This is a genomic window from Methanosarcina sp. DH2, assembly GCF_020804225.1.
Taxonomy (GTDB): domain Archaea; phylum Halobacteriota; class Methanosarcinia; order Methanosarcinales; family Methanosarcinaceae; genus Methanosarcina.
This window is the reverse complement of sequence record NZ_WJBI01000010.1, coordinates 89,895-108,891: the sequence shown is the minus strand read 5'-3', so window position 1 is coordinate 108,891 and position 18,997 is coordinate 89,895. Positions and strand designations below refer to the sequence as shown.

Here is an 18,997-nt window from a genome sequence, read left to right as displayed (position 1 = left end):
TTTAAAGGACGATGCTACAGGTGCTCCGCCTGAGAATATCACATATTCTCATTGTGTGCCTTATTTCCTTAAGGAACCTGCTGTATCTGTCTTCCTTCTAAATGAGACACACATTTCTAAACGAGATACCTACGAAGGCTTTTTCGCCATCTAGGGAAACCGTAAAATGTCGTTTAAAAAATGTAAAAATTAGTAAAGCATTTGATGCACACACTGATCGACAGAGTATTTGATTGATGATTTACAGGTAGACTCAGCAAAAAATGAACGGTTTATATTACTCAGAGTAATATAAGCGCCAGTGTTTTATACTAGAAGTTACATATTATATATTGTTCACAAGGAACTAAGCTGTAAAATGAAGCAAATTCAGGACAGAGTAAAACCTGACCCCGCAATGAACTTCATGACGTACAAGCTTAAAATGAAGCAAATTCAAGACGGCTTGAAAACCGATCTCGAAATCTACTTCATTGACGTGTAAGCTTAAAATGGAGCAAATTCAGGACAGTTTGAAAGCTGATCCAATATACTTCATTGACGCGTAGCTATAAGGTGGAGCAAATTCAGGACGGCTTGAAAACCGATCCCGTAGTATCCTTCATTTATGGCGTGAACTGCGAGATGAAGCAAATTCAGGACAGTCCGAAAGCTGATCCCGTAATTACTTCATTGACGTACGAGCTTAAAATGAAGCAAATTCAGGACAGAGTAAATCTGATTCCGTGATACCTTCATTGATATATTAAGCTGTAAAATGAAGCAGATTCAGGAACGGGTGAAATCTGATCCCGCAATAAACTTCATTGTTGCAGGCCAAACCTTGTGAACCCTTTATTCGTTCTTTCAATCAAAGTTAAAGCGTATAGATATTGTTCTCTCTTCTTTTACTGCTTTTCTCCTCTTTTCATTTTATGTTTAACAAACTTTAGCTCTGCCCGGCTGTCAGGCTGATCCCAGCTGCTGTAGCATCCCAAATATGTCAATAAGCTCAAAGGTTTCTACCGCCTGATGGTCTTTAAAACGATTGATGCCCATCAAAGGAACTTTTATTTGCCTGCCGGTCGGAGCTATCCCCATGATTTCTCCTTTATGTGTTCCACGGCACATTACTCTGATAGCTACTTTATCCCCCTCGGCGATGATATCTTCGATGTCAGCATGTAAGTCGGGAAAAGCATTGAAGTACATGGAAAACAACTGCTTGAGCTCTTCAGGCCCGTGCATCTCCTGACCTGCTGGCCCGTGATAGACCCAGTCAGGGGCTATAAATTCGTCCATCAGAGAAAGCTTCCTCCCATTGAAGACCTCTTCCCAGAAACGACGATCTGATGCTTTATTTTCTTCGGCTGACATACTATACCTCCTGATCCTATACTCTTTGATTCTATGCCTCTGAGTCTTTTTGATCTCCGATACGATGAAAAACAGCTCAAAATAGTCGCAATATTTTTTTAGCCACCGCTCAAAAATTTCCCCGGTTCGATCAGAATAGTATCTAATTTTGAAGTATAAATTAATGTGCGTATCTTGATAATAGAATCCGCGACAACCTCACTGAAGCGCAGAAGAAAGGTATTGGGACGACATAAAGGGCTTTTCTGAAACAGCATCAACCAATTTATAGAAGATAATCCCAAAGAACACAAGTAGACAATTATTTAATCCACTGACATCTTAAAAGTACTCCAAAACTGATAATGAAAGGTTCGGAGAAAGTTAGGAGAAAAGTAGGGTGAAAAGTGGGGTGAAAAGTTGGGAGAAAATACTCCGGCTCATGAACGATATTATTTACAAATTAAATGAGGCATTAGTGGAGTTATAATGGAAAAACCTGATATTACAAAAATGGAACAATGGGAAACCTCTGGAAAACAGGAAAAAAAGCCCACGAAATCAAAAAAATCTAAAGAACCCGAACCTCTTACCGAAGAGCAGCTGGAAAAATTGCCCAAGCTACCGAAGGATTGGAAATGGGTATCTCACTCCGAAATAGCAATAATTAACCCTCCAAAACCAACTGGTGATGAATCATTGGAGATTTCTTTTTTACCCATGCCTGCGGTCGAAGAAGAAACTGGGAGATACTCTTTATCAGAAACTCGAAAGCTAGGAGAAGTAAGAAAAGGATATACTGGATTCATTGAGGGCGATGTTATTTTTGCCAAGATTACTCCATGTATGGAAAATGGAAAAGTAGCCCTTCTAGAAAAGTTGGTTAATGGAATTGGATTTGGTTCCACGGAATTTCATGTATCACGTCCCACATCAAGTGTTTCGGGCAAATACTTGTTTCATTATTTAGTACAGCAAATGTTTCGTAAAGAAGCAAAAAGAAGTATGACCGGGAGCGCCGGACAACTTCGTGTTTCAACTAATTATTTTGCAGAACAACCGTTCCCCCTAGCCCCAATCCCCGAACAACGCGCCATAGTCTCCAAAATCGAGCTTCTCTTCAGCGAACTGGACAACGGCATTGCCAACCTCAAACTGGCACAGGAACAACTCAAGGTTTATCGGCAGGCGGTGCTGGATAAGACAACGAATACTGAAAAGTTTGTACCCATTAATAATATCATTGATGAGCTGGGACAGGGGTGGAGTCCTAAATGTCACAATGAACCATCAATTAATAACGAAGAATGGGGAGTAATAAAAACAACAGCCATTCAAGCCGGTTATTTCAATGAAAGTGAAAATAAGAAACTTCCTGCTGATTTGGAACCAAGAGTAAAACATGAACTTAAAGCAGGTGACATATTAATAACACGTGCTGGTCCTAGAGTAAGAGTAGGCGTATGTTGTTTAGTTAAAAAAGTAAGACCAAGATTAATCAATTGTGACAAAGCATACCGTATCCGACTTAAAGAAAATCTTATTTTACCGCAGTTTTTCGAATATACTCTGAATTCACCTAGATATACACGCAAGATGGAAGATTTAAAAACGGGCATTAGTGACAGTGGCGTGAATCTCACACAAAATCGGTTCTTGGATTTAGAGATACCCTTACCTCCGCTTCTAGAACAACAAGCCATCGTTCAGGAAATCGAAACCCGCCTTTCAGTCTGCGATAAGATAGAGCAGGATATAAAAGAGAATCTGGAAAAAGCCGAAGCACTGCGGCAGAGTATTTTGAAAAAAGCGTTTGAGGGGAAGTTGCTTAATGAAAGGGAGCTGGCAGAGGTTCGAGGGGCAGAGGATTGGGAACCAGCTGAGGTTTTGCTGGAAAGAATAAGGGCGGAAAGAGCAGAGAATGGGAAAAAGTGAAGAAACATGATCTCTGGACAATTGAAAAGCATCATCCGGGATGGTGAAGGGCTGACTGTGGAATTCAAGGAGTGCAGGGATCAGGTGAACAAGGATGTGTACGAGACCGTCTGCGCTTTCTTAAATCGCAGTGGAGGGCATATTGTCCTTGGGGTTGATGACAATGGAAATATTACAGGAATTGATGCGGATGCTCTGCTGCAAATCAAAAAGGACCTGGTCACTACACTGAATAACTCCCAAAAGATCAATCCGCCTTTGTACATCTTGCCGGAAACAATGATCATTGAAGGAAAAACCCTTCTTTATCTCAGCATTCCTGAAAGCTCTCAGGTTCACCGCTGTAATGGTAAGATATTTGACAGAAATGAAGATGGGGATCTCGATATAACCAACCATCCTGATGCTGTGGCTCATCTCTATATTCGAAAACAGAGCTCTTTTTCCGAGAGCCGCATTTACCCCTATGTCAGGCTTGAAGACCTCAGGGGCGACCTTATCCAGAGGGTACGGAAAATGGTCCGCGCCGAAAACCCCAACCACCCATGGGGAATAATGACCGATGAGGAATTCTTAAGTAGTGCCAGATTATATCAGCATGACTACCAGACCGGTAAAGAAGGGTATACTCTTGCTGCTGTTCTTTTGCTGGGCAAAGACGAAGTTATCCAGAGCATACTGCCGCATTTCAAAACTGATGCCATCCTTCGCAGAATAAACCTTGACCGTTATGACGACAGGGACGACATCCGGACCAACCTGATAGAAAGCTATGACAGGTTGATGGCTTTTGTTGCAAAACATCTGCCAGATCCGTTCTATCTGGAAAAGGATCAGAGAATCAGCCTGAGAGATCATGTTTTCAGAGAAGTCGTCGCAAACATGCTCATCCACAGAGAGTATATAAACGGGTTTCCTGCAAAATTCATAATAGGAAATAATCAGGTTCTTGCAGAGAATGCGAACCGTCCACACGGACATGGCAGAATAAATCCTTCCAATTTCACACCGTATCCTAAGAATCCGGTGATTGCTCGATTTTCAAAGAAATCGGGAGGGCGGATGAGTTAGGCTCAGGTGTCAGGAACCTCTAAAACTATACAAGAATTTATTCCGGTGGAGTTGACCCGCAGCTTCTTGAAGGAGACATTTTTAAGATAATTGTTCCTGTCACCCCGCAAGCTACCCCCCAAGCTACCCCCCAAGCTACCCCCCAAGCTACCCCCCAAGCTAAAAACGACAAGATCAACGCATTATTAGAATATTGTATTGAACCAAGAAGTAGAGACGAAATTCAAGAGTTTATGGGATTAAAAGATAGAAAGCATTTCAGATTAGAAATCTTAAATCCACTTATTCAAGAAGGAAAACTTTTCCTCTCCATTCCTGACAAACCGAATAGCCCTAATCAAAAATATTACTCTCATCTCAAGGATCCAAACCATGTCTGAAAACACCTCATCCATCGTTTCCAAAGTCTGGAGCTTCTGCAACGTCCTGAGGGACGGGGGCGTGAGCTACGGCGATTATCTGGAACAATTGACCTACCTCATATTCCTGAAAATGGCTGAAGAGTACAGGAAACCGCCGTACAACAGGGATATTGGCATCCCCGAGGAATACACCTGGGACAGGTTGAAACAGCAGCGTGGAGCAGAACTCGATATTCACTACAAGAAGCTGTTAGAAGAGCTTGGGAAAAAGCCGGGGATGCTCGGGCAGATCTTCCTCAAAGCCCAGAACAAGGTCAGCGATCCTGCCATGCTTTACAAGGTCATTGATATGATCGACAAGGAAAGCTGGGTCATGATGGGTGTGGATACGAAAGGAGAGATCTACGAAGGGCTCCTGCAGAAGAATGCAGAGGACACAAAAAGCGGAGCTGGGCAGTACTTCACCCCGAGGCCGCTCATCAGGGCAATGGTGCAGTGCCTGCAGCCCGAACCCATGAAAACAATAGGAGATCCCTGTTGCGGCACAGGCGGGTTCTTTTTAGCAGCTTATGACTTCCTTACTTCACACCACCGGCTGGACCGGGAACAGAGCCGCTTCCTGAAAAACAGAACTTTTGGCGGCAACGAGATAGTCGCAGGGACCAGGCGGCTTGCACTGATGAACATGTTCCTGCACAACATCGGGGAAATAGACGGGGAGCCCATGATCTCAAATTCCGATGCTCTCATAGCCGACCCAGGTTATCGTTACGATTACATCCTCACCAACCCGCCTTTTGGAAAAAAGAGCAGCATGACCTTCACCAACGAAGAAGGGGAGCAGGAAAAAGAAGACCTCACTTACAACCGGCAGGACTTCTGGACAACCACAAGCAACAAACAGCTCAATTTTGTGCAGCATATCCATACGATCCTCAAAACAGGCGGGCAGGCAGCAGTGGTACTTCCTGACAATGTCCTGTTTGAAGGCGGAGCAGGAGAGACCATCCGCAAAAAGCTTCTTGAAACTACCGACCTGCACACGATACTGCGCCTGCCAACAGGTATTTTCTATGCTAATGGCGTAAAGGCAAACGTTCTTTTCTTTGAAGCTAAATCCGCAGCTAAAGAGCCCTGGACAAAAGAAGTGTGGATCTATGACTACCGGACCAATGTGCATCATACATTGAAGAAAAATCCGATGAAATACTCTGATCTGGAAGATTTCATTAAATGCTACAACCCTGAAAATCGCCACAGCCGAAACGAGACATGGAGTGAAGAATCTCCAGAAGGCAGGTTCCGGAAATTCAACTACGACGAAATTGCAGCAAGGGATAAAACAAATCTGGACATATTCTGGCTCAAAGACAAAAGCCTGGCTGATCTGGATAATCTACCGGATCCTGATATTCTCGCAAACGAAATTATTGAGAATATGGAGGCTTCCCTGGCAAGTTTTAAAGAAATTATGGCTACGATCAATGGAGAAAGTGAAGAGAATTAAAAAAGAAATTCCGAATATGTCTGAAGATAAAAGAAGGTCTGACATTCTTTTATCTTCAGATTAAAAAATATTATAATATCCTTTTCTATCCTCGCCAAATCCAAAAATTCAGATGTTTTTCAGTAAAATGTTGTGGTGGATGTCCACCACTCACCTTACTGTGAGATTTTCGGGTTGTTCTGAAAAGTTATATAAATAGATGTCATTGCTTTGCGAACCATCAACGTAGTTCTTGTCTATTCCCCATACAACAGTGTTATTGTATATTTCTGGTGTCGTATAAACATCTTCAAGATAGCCATATATCAGTGTGCTTTGTCCTGTGGTTATGTTATATACGTATACTCCAGGTTTGCCTTCATAATCATCAACAACTTTATTGTATGCAATTTTATCATTTTGTATGGCAATGTGTGTCCCTGTACTGGCTCCATATTCATTTCCATCTGGATCGGTGTCAAGTTGATTTGTAACGTCTATAGTTTCATTTGTTGACGTATCGTACATCGCAATATATCCCTGATGATTATATACGTCAGACCAGATGACTTTAGTACCCCATATATGCGGTATGTTTGGATCTCCATACGAATTGACAGTTATTTTTTCCTTCGTATTGATGTCATACATTCTGATAGTTATATCCGCTTCTGGATCTTCTGAATATGAGTAATACACCACTTTTGTGTCATATATGTCAGGATTACTACCATTTCCTATTTTTGTCTGTGTGGATGTAGACATGTTCATCAGATATACACTATCATTTGCACTCCAGACGATTCTGTCGCCGTAAATAGCAGGTTTACTATATTGGTCTACATCCTGCGTGATGTAACTTTTTGTGGCTGTAGGAATATCGTATACAGTAAGCCTTGGTGTTCCGCTACTTTCATCATGCCACACTAATTTGTTGTCGTAAATATCTGGACTGGATGCTCCAGAAGAGCTAACCTTAGTGTCTGTTCCGTCGGTCAGGTTGTATAGATGAATAACAACCCCATTTGTCCATACTACCTCGTTACCATAAACAGCAGGATCGTATCCTGTGCCAATTTTCGTAACTTGAGCCGCTGAAGCTGCAGCTGAAATTAAAATTAAAAAAACAAAAACCAGGAATGTTGAAGCTAAAGTTATTGAACATAGCTTCCCCTTATTTTTCATTTATTTTCCCCCAGATAGCTTTATTTTTCAAAGTTAATGTACAGTTTATATGATTCGGATATTTTTTCAGGTTCTGTAATAATATCTGAATCATTTATTACTAAAGGTATATTAATCCAAATCTGGACTATTTACCCAATAAATTATGTGATATATTAGTAAAGAGACTAAGCAATTATATAATTTTGCGAATAAAATATTTTCCAACCTTTATTACATATCAATTTTTGTTATGAAATAAAATTGCAGACTTCAATTCTCAAACGGCGTAAAAGCAAGTGTGCTTTTCTTTGAAGCAAAATCTGCAGCTAAAGAACCATGGACAAAAAAGTGTGGATCTACGACTACCGCACCAATGTGCACCATACATTGAAGAAGAACCCGATGAAGTTTTCAGACCTGGAAGACTTCATCAAATGCTATAACCCGGAAAATCGCCACAGCCGCAAGAGACTTGGAGTGAAGAATCTCCCGAAGGCAAGTTTCGAAAATTCGGCTATGACGAAATTGTATCAAGGGATAAAACAAATCTGGACATATTCTGGCTCAAAGACAAAAGTCTCGCTGATCTAGACAACCTGTCGGATCCCGATATTCTTGCAAATGAGATTATTGAGTATATGGAGGCTTCACTGGCAAGTTTCAAGGAGATTATGGTTACAATTAATGGAAATGGGGACGGTAATTGAAACTATTGTCTGCCTATGCAAACACATTCTTATTTTTTTAAATATATCTTACTTTCTTTCAGTATTTTTTCATATTTTTTAGTCTCAAACAATATACACCTCATGGAAACCATGCGTAAATTATCTCTTCACAAAAAAGTTGGCACTTTTATTTTTATGCTGAATCCTACACAGGGATATCAGTGACAAAATTAAATGTCAGCAATGACCGGGAACGTTAATACTCTTTTTTATTCCGGAAATCTTTGATTTGTCATTTTTCCCTCGATAAATCGTCCTAACTTGGGGCACTTCCCTAAAATCTGGATTCAAATGAAAACATTTAAAATTACCTGAAGTTCAGATATTACATTGTTAAGGGGAATAGTGAATGGAAAATAGGGAAGATCGGTACTTAATATTTTTAGCTTTAACAGCTCTGGTTTTTGTTTTGTTTATTTCCACTTTACCTGTGGCGCTGGCATTTTCTCTACACAGTAACCGGCTTACCATAAATGAGACTCAAATCACCACAAACATTTCGGATGAAGCCTGTCCTTCAATCTACGGGGACAGGGTAGTGTGGCAGGATTTGCGCAACGGGAAGAACTGGGACATCTACATGTACAATCTTTCGACTCAAGAGGAAACCTGGATTACGAATAGTAGTTTCGATCACAGAAACCCTGTTATTTACGGGAATCGAATAGTATGGGAGGATACATGCAATAGCTATCAAAATGCGGATATTTGCATGTATAATCTAACCACTTCCACTGAAACTCAAATTACAACAAACATGTCAGGTCAATATGCCCCCGACATTTATGAGGACAGGATAGTTTGGGAGGATACACGCAACGGAGGAGGTTGGGATAAAGAGGGTAACAGGACTGGAAATTGGGATATCTACATGTATGACCTTTCCACCTCCACTGAATACCAGATTACCACCAATGAGTCAATGCAGGAATACCCTGCCATCTACGAGGACAGGATAGTGTGGCAGGATTCCCGCAATGGAAATCTGGATATTTACCTTTACGACCTCTCAACTTCCAGAGAGACTCAAATCACCACCGACCCTGCAGCACAGTACTCTCCTGCCATCTACGGGGACAGAATAATCTGGACTGATGCCCGCAACGGAAAAGCAGACATATACATGTATAATGTTTCTACCTCCGTCGAATCTCAAATAACCGCAAGCGGATCAGTAGATTACGGGCCTGCAGTCTACGGAGACAGGATAGTGTGGGTGGATTATCGCAAAGGGTGGGAAAACCTGGATATCTACATGTATGACCTTTTCACCTCCACTGAAACTCAGATAACAACCAACGAATCAAACCAGTGGGGGGAGCTTGATATCTGGGGGAACAGGATCATGTGGCGGGACCACCGCAATGGAAACAATGACATCTATGTGTGTACTGTTTTAGGGAAGGATGCAAAGTCAGAAGTTGAACCCGAAATAAGGTCAGAAGTTAACCCGGCATCTGGATTAGAGGTTAACCCCGAGCCGGAGAGGGAAGAAAGCACAAGCAAAAATATCACAGGGTTTGAAATTATTTCTTATCATCGGTTTGCTTGGTGTGTCCTTGATAGGAGACGGTAAAACAGATCGAAATATAATAAAAAACATATTTAAAAACACATTGAATAACACATTGAATAACAGATTGAAAAACAGATTAAAACAGATTGAATTATAATAAGTTTTGGAGAGTTATTGATCAAATTCAGTGACTCTTCCACTACCTATACTTATTTATGAAATGAAATTAAGCACGAAAAAACTGGAAAATAAAAAGCCGGAAATAATGAACAAAGATTAAATAGAAAAGGGCTCGTTGATACTTGAACTCTCGCCCTCCTCCATGTTAAGGTGGTTTTAAACCCCGGATTCCGAAAGCAATCAGGTGCCGCGTTTCTATTCCTTCACACCTTCTCCTTCATACTTTTTGCTTTTTTGACCATTCTATCCGCCGCTCGTGAGCCATTTTCATCAGGAAGTCCTCTGCGGCTTCAGAAGAAATACAATATTCATGCCAGAGCCAGCCCCCCGGCTCTTCTGGTACCACAATGATTCCTTTTTTCTCTGCAACACCCTCAAGGATTATCCTCGCGGCTTCTTCTGCTGGAATTGCATCTTCAGGGGCTTCTACTTCTTCATGAACAGGGCCGAGTATCGGCTTTTTCCAGATGCGCGAAACGACAGCTGCAGGGCATGCCACTGAGAAATGAATGCCCTCTTCTGCAAATTCGTACCTCATGCTTTCACTCATCCCGATCACTGCATATTTGGTGGCGCTATATTCCAAAAGTCGGTGGTTCAGGAGCGGATTTGAGCCAGCCTATACTTTATCCCCAGGGTGCCGAGATCCACAGCGCCTGGGCAGGCAGTGGCACTGTCAAATGGACACAACTGAGCTGGGAACAGAACCCTGGACAGTGGCATATCATCAAGGCACTTGCTGAATTGCCCATGCTCGAGGTGGCTCCAGCCATAATGACGAAAGGGGTCGTTATTTTGAAACCCAGTAGCGGACGTGTTCTGGAATAATTCAACGCCTGTCCTGCAGTCTGCAGGTTTTTTCATAATCTTTTTTTGTGGGATGATGTAGTCAAAGTCACACTCAGGTATTCAATGGCAATTCCAGGATCAGTTTTTTTTCAGGGCTTTCAAATTTAGTTCCATGTCTTTGGTGTTTCTGACTTCTGGCTGCCTACTTTTTTTAAGTACGAGACATTAATTTAAGTTGATTCACAAAACCGTGTCTTCTGCCATATCTTATAATTGATCAGAAAACAATTCTGTGTTTAATATCATTCATCAAAAACACATACTACTTATTGTAATAGCTTTTAGATTATCAATTACCTGATAAAACTTATATGCAATTTTTATATAAAAACCTATTAATAATATATGGTGACAATCGCAAGCAGACACAATCTTCCTGGAAAATAGGAAAATATATGGTTAGATCTTCCTGCTTGACGCGACAGACAAGTTAACTCTTCCTGGTTGGAGAAGATATGAAATGAGAGAAAAACTGAATAATTCTGGCGTGGATAGAAAGCGAGTAGAGGAAGTTCTGAGCCAGAGTGAACAATGTTTCAGGCTGAAGTCGAAGAACAGTCTCTCTCCTGCCCGGACGATAGAGAACCTGGAGCTGGCCGAGATCCTTGATGTCGAGGCTATCCAGCCCCTGATGGATAATTTTTATAAACTTACTCACATCCCCATGGGCTTAAACGATCTCAAAGGCAATGTTCTGGTAGGCGTTGGATGGCAGGATATCTGCACCAGATTCCACAGGGTTCATCCCGAAACCTGCAAACATTGCGTAGAAAGCAACATAAAGCTCTCGGAGGGCATTTCTCCGGGAGAGTTCAAGCTGTACAGGTGCAGGAACAATATGTGGGACGTAGTAACCCCTATCATCGTGGGCGGGCGGCACGTCGGCTATGTCTTCGCAGGGCAATTCTTTTTTGAGGACGAGCCTCTTGACTATGAGCTTTTCCGGTCTCAGGCTAAACGATACGGTTTCAATGAAGAGGAATACATAGAAGCGCTTGAAAAAGTTCCTCGGTTGAGCAGGGAGGCTGTGGACACTGGCATGGGCTTCTTCATGACCTTTGCCAATATGCTCTCACAGCTAAGCTACAGCAACATCAAACTGGCCCAGGCGCTGACGGAACGTGATGCCCTTGTGAATGCGCTGGAGGAGAACAGGGAAGATTTCGACCGCGCCCAGACTGTGGGAAATATCGGAAGCTGGCGTCTGGATGTACGTAAAAATGAATTGACGTGGTCTGATGAAAATCACCTTATCTTCGGCATCCCAAAAGGTACCCCTTTGACCTATGAGACTTTTCTTTCAACGATTCATCCGGATGACAGAGAATATGTCGACAAAGAATGGAAGGCAGGGCTAGAAGGGGAACCATACGACATAGAGCACCGTATTATCGTGGACGGTAAGATCAAGTGGGTACGTGAAAAAGCATATCTTGAATTTGAAAAAGACGGAACGCTGATCGGCGGTTTCGGTATAACGCAGGACATCACCAAGCGCAAAAAAGCAGAAGAAGCTCTGAGAATATCAAATATTTATAACCGCAGTTTGATTGAAGCCAGTCCGGATCCCCTTGTAACCATCGGGCCGGACGGAAAAATAACCGATGTCAATAATTCCACTGAAACAGTTACCGGCTATTCCCGAGACGAACTCATAGGTACCGATTTCTCAGACTATTTTACTGAGCCTGAAAAAGCGAAAGAAGTCTATAGGCATGTGTTTCAGGAAGGATTGGTACGGAATTACCCTCTTGAGATTCAGCATAAGGATGGGCGTATAACTCCTGTTTTGTATAATGCCTCAGTTTATAAGGGCGAATCTGGTGAGGTTATCGGGGTCTTTGCTGCTGCACGTGATATTACGGAACTTCAAAAGGCAGAAAAAGCTCTAAAAAAAGCACACGATAATTTAGAAAAACTGGTTGAAGAGCGAACAATGCAGCTTGAAGGTGCTTATAAATCATTAAAAGAAAGTGAGAAAAGCCTCTCTGAAGCTCAAAAAATGGCACACCTTGGAAATTGGGACTTGGACCTTGTGACCGGTAAAGTTCACTGGTCTGCAGAACTTTTCAGTATTTTTAAACGTGATCCTCAAAAATCCGATGCAAGTTATGACGAGCTTTTAAACTATGTGCACCCCGATGACCGGGATTATGTGATTAATATAATTAAGGGAAAATTAACAGGGGAGCGCCATGGCATTGATTATCGAATCGTCCTGGATAATGGGGAGGAACGCACAGTTCATGCGGAGAGAGAAATTATTTTTGATCAGAATAATATCCCTGTTCGAGCCAAGGGGATAATTCAGGATATTACTGAGCGTAAAAAGGCTGAAGAAGCTCTGGAAAAAATACAGGAAACCCACATAAAAGAAATCCACCATAGAATCAAAAATAACCTGCAAGTAATCTCCTCCCTGCTCAGTCTCGAAGCTGAAAAATTCAGTGATGCAAAAATGCTTGAAGCCTTCAGGGAAAGCCAGAACCGTGTAGCTTCAATGGCCCTGATTCACGAAGAACTCTATAAGGGAAACGAGCTGGACACACTTGATTTTGCAGCTTATCTTCAGAAGCTGACTGCAGATCTTTTCGATTCATATAATCTTAGAAATAGTAGTATCAGCCTGAAGCTGGACCTTGAGAATATTCATCTTGATATGGATATTGCAATACCCCTTGGCATTATTGTAAACGAGCTGGTCTCAAATTCCCTGAAACATGCCTTCCCCTCTGGAAAAGCGGGCGAAATTCATATAAGCTTCTTCAAAAAAGAAAGTTTTGCCGCAAACTCTGACACCCCAGGCCCGTGCACTTCCTGCATGGGAAAAAACGGTTTACATTACATACTCACTGTAGAGGATAACGGAAAAGGCATTCCCGAAGAAATTGAGTTTTCAAACACGGACTCCCTTGGACTTCAGCTTGTAAATCTTCTTGTTGAGCAAATAAATGGTCGTATAGAACTCAAAAAGAATCGTGGAACAAAATTCGCTATCCGGTTTGGAAATGTCTAAACTTGAGTTATGTCTACTTGAATCGGAATCGAACCAGAGCAATAAAATTGCTGTCGGGTTTAAGGGAACTTGTTTTTAAGCTTCAAAGCGTGATATATACTCGAAGTGGCTATGTTAATTCGTTTGGTTTAACTCAAATAGACAAACTGCAGAGATACAGTATTTGAGTGGAAAATCCTGATGGTAATATTTTCTATTCTTGAAACTGTGGAATCTTGAAATTGTGGAATCTTGAAATTGTGGAATTGTTTACCAATACTTCCATTATAGCGTTTTATTCTCTGTATTCTCCGGAAGCAGATTGATGCTTAACCTGCTGTTATCTTAGATCAACTTTTGAATATTGATCGTCGTAAGTTTCCAATCAAAAAAGAGAAATAAAGAAAATAAAGAGATTGAATATGATATTTGGAAACGGATGTAAGCTACCCATTAAAAACAGCAAAGAGCCTTTCTTTTTAATGTTTTTGACGTTTAAGCTTTAGATGCCAGCAACAACTTTAGATGCCAGCAACAACTTTAGATGCCAGCAACAACTTTAGATGTCAGCAATAACTGGAACGTTAACACTCTTTTCCTATTACGGACAGCTGGGTTTCGCACTGGTCCCTACTGAAAATAAAGTATAAAGTGGAGTAATCCCAGAACTCTTTCATCTATTCTGATCTATTCCATGGGTTTTCAAAATCACTCCATATTGCCCTGTCTTTCTGGACATGATCCTTATATGGAGTGGATGGAAATAGCCAGAATCACACATTTACATCGCAGCGTAGGCACTTTTCCGCCTTTCAGTAAGTATTTATTATCTGGTTCACTCAGGAAATGTTTGTTAGGAAAAAATACATTTTTTGACTCTAAATATTCATAACCCCCGGCAAGTTCAGGGTTTCCATCGCGTGTGGTAAAGGGCAATTCAATTTCCCGGACAATACTCTAATGTCTCTCCCGCTGACATAAACATTACAACTTCCTCATCTACTGGTGTATGTGGATCAAATTTTCATTTTTTCTGAAAGAAAATCATATTATGTCCATTTTCCGGACCATATTTAGTCTTATGATATATTTCCTTAAAAAGAGTACGTTGAAAAAGTACGTATTATGGTCCCGCTAAGATTCGAACTCAGGACCTCCGACATGTGAAGGCCAATGTAATTGCAACATCAATGTCATGAGAAATATCTCAGGCAGATCAGGAAAAAAACGACAATCCAACTCTTAATGATACCCGGTTATAGCACATTGATTCATTTAAGGATTGGCTCTATTCTAAAAATATCTCTAAAATCGCGATTCGTGATTATTTTTGTGCACTGGTTAAATTTTTAAAATCAAATTCTAATTTGATGTCGTCTTCATTCCCTACTGGTAATTCAAATGTGAAACTGCTTCCCTTTCCAACTTCGCTTTCAATCCAGATCTTCCCGCCGTGAAGTTCTACAAGTTTCTTCACGAGAACAAGCCCAAGCCCTGTCCCGCAGTACTGCCTGGCGGATGAGGAATCGATCTGAGTAAATGACTGAAAAAGTTTTTTCTGGTCCTCAGAAGAAATACCTATTCCCGTATCCTTTACGGAAAAAAGAGCTCTGTCTCTGCTCTTTTCACAGTGGATCGAGACCCTGCCTCCTTCCGGAGTAAACTTAATTGCATTGCTAACAAGATTATAAAGGATCTGGATAAGATAGTTTTTATCAGCCTGAATATCTCCAGAGCCCGGTCCTACTTTAAAGTCTATTTCAAGGGATTTGTCCTGGGCAAGGGGGAAGAGAGTAGCCTTTACCTCTTCGAAAACCGAGACAACAGAAAACTCACTGTAATGTATTTCCATTTTTCCAGCTTCCACTTTTGAGAGGTCAAGAATATCGTTTATAAGTCCCAGGAGGTGTCTTCCGCTTACAGATATATTCTTAATGTACTTCAGCTGTTTTTCGTTGAGTTCCCCAAAAATTCTCTCAATGAGAATATCCGAAAAACCAATGATGGAATTCAGAGGCGTCCGCAGTTCGTGACTCATATTAGCAAGGAACTCACTCTTTGTGCGGTTGGCAGTTTCTGCTTCTATCCTGGCATTGAGCATAGCTGCTTCCGCCTGTATACGGTCGGTTATATCTCTTATCACAGCCTGGATGGTGTTATTTTGCGTCTGGAGTAGTGAAGCACTAATGTCCGTAAAGATAAAAGATCCGTCTGATCGTATCATTCTGAATTCCTTACGTGTGGAACCCGTTGTCCTTACTTTCATCATTTCGGATCTGGCTTCTTCCCTTTCTTCTGGGTAAATCAGTTCTTTTATTGATTTTTGTTTTAATTCTTCTTCACTATAACCCAATATTTCACAGGTCATTTTGTTTGCTTCAAGTATTCGTCCGGTAAAGTTGTGGATTATTATGGCGTCATTCGACTTCTCAAAAACGCTCCTGTATTTAATTTCACTTCTGGCTATTTTTTCTTCTGCTTTCTTCTGCTCACTGACATTTCTCACCACGGCAAGGGCAAGGTTAGGGTGTCCCTCAAGCACCTTGGAACTGCCTTCTGCATCAAAGGTCTCACCATCTGCTTTTTCGTACACTGTATTGATATGAATAAATCTCTTTTTTCTTAATCTCTCCATTGCCAGAGTACCGGCATCTCTCTGGTCAGGAGGCAAGAGATCTACCACATTCATTGCCTGAAGTTCTTCCCCTGTGTATCCAAACATCTCACAGGTTTTCTTACTTACTTCCACTATCTGACCGTCAAGCCGATTCAGGAATATGGCGTCATTTGATTGTTCGAAAAGTGCCCTGTATCTTTCCTCATTGCGCTTCAGTTCTTCCTGGGCTTCTCTACGCTCTGTTACATCCTGCAGTGTACCAACTAATTTTATAACTTTATCATCTTTTATTACCGGACTGACAATTGTTCTTACCCATTTATGTTTACCTTTTGCTGAAATGAATTCCAGTTCCTGATCAAATGATTTACCTTTCTTCGCAGCATCATTAATTGCTTTTCCAAAGATTTCTCTTGAGCCGGAGGGAAAGCTATACAACCTGTTCTCTGGATTCACAGACTCGTCTTTTCCATGAATCCTTGCAATTTCAGGTGTCCATATAATCACACCGGACACTACATCAAGCTCCCATCCTCCGATTTTGGCTATTCTGCCGACTTCACTCAGAAGAGCCTCACTTTCACGCAGTTTATTTTCTGTCTGCTTGCGATGTGTAATATCTCTGACAACTGCCTGGGCTATACCATGATATCCTTCAAGGAGTCTGGCACTTATCTCCACATCTAAAATATCCCCATTTGCAGTGAGACATTTAGTATCACCCCGTACAGCCCTTTCAATTCCTAATCTTTTCATTACCTCCTGACCTTTCTTCAGACTTTCCGGGATCAACAGGTCATGAACATTCATTTTTTGTAACTCTTCCTTTGAATATCCGAGCATCTTAGAGGCGCTATCGTTCACTTCCAGTATCTGCCCTTCGAGAGTATTTATAAAAACAGCATCGCTCAGTTGTTCTATAAGAAATCTGTATCGCTTCTCACTACGAATGACTTCTTCCTCAGCCATCTTCTTGTCGGTAATGTTCACTGATGTTCCGTATGTAATAAAGGTTCCATCATCCAGGCGGTGAGAAGATCCTATGGTGTTTATCCAGACGGGTCTGCCGTCATTAGATACCAGTCTGTAATCTATGCTCAGAGGAGTATCAGGTTGCTTAAAAGACTGTTCAAGTGCTTCCATTACTTTCGCCATATCTTCCGGATCGATATGCGCAAAAAGCTTATCCCAGTCATCTTCTATGATGCCATCCGGGAGTCTCAGTACTTTATTTACAGGTTTGGAAATATAGGTATTCAGTACATTTCCTTCTTTGTCAAAGGTAGCTTTCCAGATCGCTGCATCCAGGGAATTAACGATCTCTTCATATTCCTTTTCTCTTTTAAGTAGCATCGACTCTGTATTTTTGCGTTCGAGGATATTTGCTATCATACCCCCGGCAATCTTCAAAACATTAAGTTCTTTATTATCCCAATTACACCTTTTTCTTTTTGAATCGACTCCGATAAAGCCTTTAAAAGTGCCGTAGCGTGAAAGAGGAATCATCGCAACGGATTTAATATTCAGATCCTGCAGCATCTTCTGTAAATACTCTTTTTCTTTCGGAATTTTATCAATGTCAGGGATATTAACAATCTGAAAATTACTCAGTCGTTCAAATACAAGCTTTTTAGTATCCGATTTCTCGTTAAGTTGTATTTTGGAGATTACACCATCTGCACGCCACTCATGTGTTTTGATGATGTAGTCTGTGTTTTCAGCAACACTGAACAGAAACGCTCGATCTGCACCTATGAAATCCGCCAGGTCTTTTAAAGTCTTATTGATGTCCCTGTCAATATTTTTAAAGTTACTATTTATAAAACGATCAGATATCTGTGATATCAGTTTGTCCTTGCGTGTACTTTGTTCAAGTGCAGCCTTTTCTCTTTTTTTATTAGTAAGGTCTTCAATAATCGCATGACATCCGTAAACGAATCCTTTCTCATCTTTTTGGGGAAAGACCTTAAAACTTAGAAAAAGTTCCTTATTCCGGACCGATCTGTAAAGCGTTTCTATCGAAGAGTTCCTGCCTGTTGTAAATGTTTCTTCAATAGCAGCTGATATGCCACTTTCAACCAGAGGTAGAAAAGTAAGTACGTTGAATTGCTTTGTGAAATCCGCGGAAGGAGACCCAAGTAGATTCAACAGAAAATCATTTAGTGCGGTAATATTTCCTTCTCTATCACATGAAAGTATTCCAAGGGGTAGGTCGTCAATGAGGTTCTCAAAACATTCGTGGTGTTTTGCCGACAGGTCTGAAGGCTCAGTGGTATGGTTGTGATACTCTTCGGTCATGTTTTTCAGTTAAATTCCAGTGATCAAAATACCATATATTGTGGATAGCTTTCATTATTATTTTAGTATAATGTAATATATATATTTTATTAAATTATTTTTGTTTCTGTTTTTTAGTTCATTAGATTTTGCCATAATTTCCTTTGTTTTAATTGCTGTCTCTCATAAGTTTTTGCTTTTGATTAACTGTGTTCCCCAGGCACTCTAATGAAATTCCGGATAACAGTAGTATTGTAAACGTATCTACAGGGCGGGATGACCTCACAAATACTATGCAAAGACCACTCTATTAATATAATAAATTTTGAATTTAAACTGTTCTAAGGAACTGGAATGTGATCAATATGCAACACTCAGATCGATAATAACACAAATCTAGCACAGTTTGAAGAACCATCAACTTTGAATCAAGGCTTGAAGTTGTAGAACAGAACCTCTCTTTAATATTAAAATCGTAA

Annotated in this window: 13 protein-coding genes and 1 pseudogene; 10 read left to right on the top strand and 4 right to left on the bottom strand. The window is 41.0% G+C overall.

The window, feature by feature from the left end; all coding sequences use genetic code 11:
• The first annotated feature begins 358 nt into the window (after positions 1–358).
• Positions 359–484 (top strand): hypothetical protein, encoded by a 126-nt coding sequence (locus tag FXV91_RS19800; protein WP_255680358.1) that lies wholly within the window; start codon positions 359–361, stop codon positions 482–484.
• Positions 485–555: 71 nt separating this feature from the next.
• Positions 556–729 (top strand): hypothetical protein, encoded by a 174-nt coding sequence (locus FXV91_RS12150; protein ID WP_229390864.1) that lies wholly within the window; start codon positions 556–558, stop codon positions 727–729.
• 216 nt (positions 730–945) lie between these two features.
• Here FXV91_RS12150 and FXV91_RS12145 read toward each other — a convergent pair whose 3' ends face one another.
• Positions 946–1,356, bottom strand: a complete 411-nt coding sequence (locus FXV91_RS12145) for an ester cyclase (RefSeq protein ID WP_229390863.1) — start codon at positions 1,354–1,356, stop codon at positions 946–948.
• Positions 1,357–1,824: 468 nt separating this feature from the next.
• On the opposite strand from FXV91_RS12145, the gene FXV91_RS12140 reads away from it, so the two are divergent.
• Genes FXV91_RS12140 through FXV91_RS12130 form a run of 4 tightly spaced genes read left to right on the top strand, consistent with a single transcriptional unit; the run spans position 1,825 to position 6,210 of the window.
• A complete protein-coding gene (locus FXV91_RS12140) occupies positions 1,825–3,270 on the top strand; it encodes a restriction endonuclease subunit S (RefSeq protein ID WP_229390862.1) in 1,446 nt (481 codons plus the stop codon).
• 6 nt (positions 3,271–3,276) lie between these two features.
• Positions 3,277–4,341: an RNA-binding domain-containing protein gene (locus tag FXV91_RS12135; RefSeq protein WP_229390861.1), complete on the top strand. Its 1,065-nt coding sequence runs from the start codon at positions 3,277–3,279 to the stop codon at positions 4,339–4,341.
• A 35-nt stretch (positions 4,342–4,376) separates the two neighbouring features.
• Positions 4,377–4,721 (top strand): Fic family protein, encoded by a 345-nt coding sequence (locus FXV91_RS20250; RefSeq protein WP_345945511.1) that lies wholly within the window; start codon positions 4,377–4,379, stop codon positions 4,719–4,721.
• Positions 4,714–6,210: a class I SAM-dependent DNA methyltransferase gene (locus FXV91_RS12130; RefSeq protein ID WP_229390860.1), complete on the top strand. Its 1,497-nt coding sequence runs from the start codon at positions 4,714–4,716 to the stop codon at positions 6,208–6,210. The genes FXV91_RS20250 and FXV91_RS12130 overlap by 8 nt, the downstream gene beginning before the upstream one ends.
• Before the next feature lie 150 nt (positions 6,211–6,360).
• On the opposite strand, the gene FXV91_RS12125 is transcribed toward FXV91_RS12130, so the two are convergent.
• Positions 6,361–7,374 (bottom strand): hypothetical protein, encoded by a 1,014-nt coding sequence (locus FXV91_RS12125; protein WP_229390859.1) that lies wholly within the window; start codon positions 7,372–7,374, stop codon positions 6,361–6,363.
• Between the two features lie 259 nt (positions 7,375–7,633).
• On the opposite strand from FXV91_RS12125, the pseudogene FXV91_RS20245 reads away from it, so the two are divergent.
• Positions 7,634–8,063 (top strand): annotated as a pseudogene (locus FXV91_RS20245) (SAM-dependent DNA methyltransferase); the annotation flags it as partial.
• Positions 8,064–8,433: 370 nt separating this feature from the next.
• Positions 8,434–9,660: a hypothetical protein gene (locus FXV91_RS12115; protein ID WP_229390857.1), complete on the top strand. Its 1,227-nt coding sequence runs from the start codon at positions 8,434–8,436 to the stop codon at positions 9,658–9,660.
• Between the two features lie 337 nt (positions 9,661–9,997).
• On the opposite strand, the gene FXV91_RS12110 is transcribed toward FXV91_RS12115, so the two are convergent.
• The gene (locus tag FXV91_RS12110; protein WP_255680351.1) at positions 9,998–10,366 is read right to left on the bottom strand and encodes an SDR family NAD(P)-dependent oxidoreductase; all 369 of its coding nucleotides are present in this window, start codon (positions 10,364–10,366) and stop codon (positions 9,998–10,000) included.
• A gap of 23 nt (positions 10,367–10,389) precedes the next feature.
• Between FXV91_RS12110 and FXV91_RS12105 the strand changes: the two genes are divergently transcribed.
• Together FXV91_RS12105 and FXV91_RS12100 are read left to right on the top strand one after the other, a co-directional pair.
• Positions 10,390–10,608 (top strand): hypothetical protein, encoded by a 219-nt coding sequence (locus FXV91_RS12105; protein ID WP_229390855.1) that lies wholly within the window; start codon positions 10,390–10,392, stop codon positions 10,606–10,608.
• A gap of 481 nt (positions 10,609–11,089) precedes the next feature.
• Complete coding sequence (locus tag FXV91_RS12100; protein ID WP_229390854.1) at positions 11,090–13,645, top strand: PocR ligand-binding domain-containing protein; 2,556 nt, start codon at positions 11,090–11,092, stop codon at positions 13,643–13,645.
• A gap of 1,303 nt (positions 13,646–14,948) precedes the next feature.
• Here FXV91_RS12100 and FXV91_RS12095 read toward each other — a convergent pair.
• Positions 14,949–18,539 (bottom strand): PAS domain S-box protein, encoded by a 3,591-nt coding sequence (locus tag FXV91_RS12095; protein ID WP_229390853.1) that lies wholly within the window; start codon positions 18,537–18,539, stop codon positions 14,949–14,951.
• Positions 18,540–18,997 lie beyond the last annotated feature (458 nt).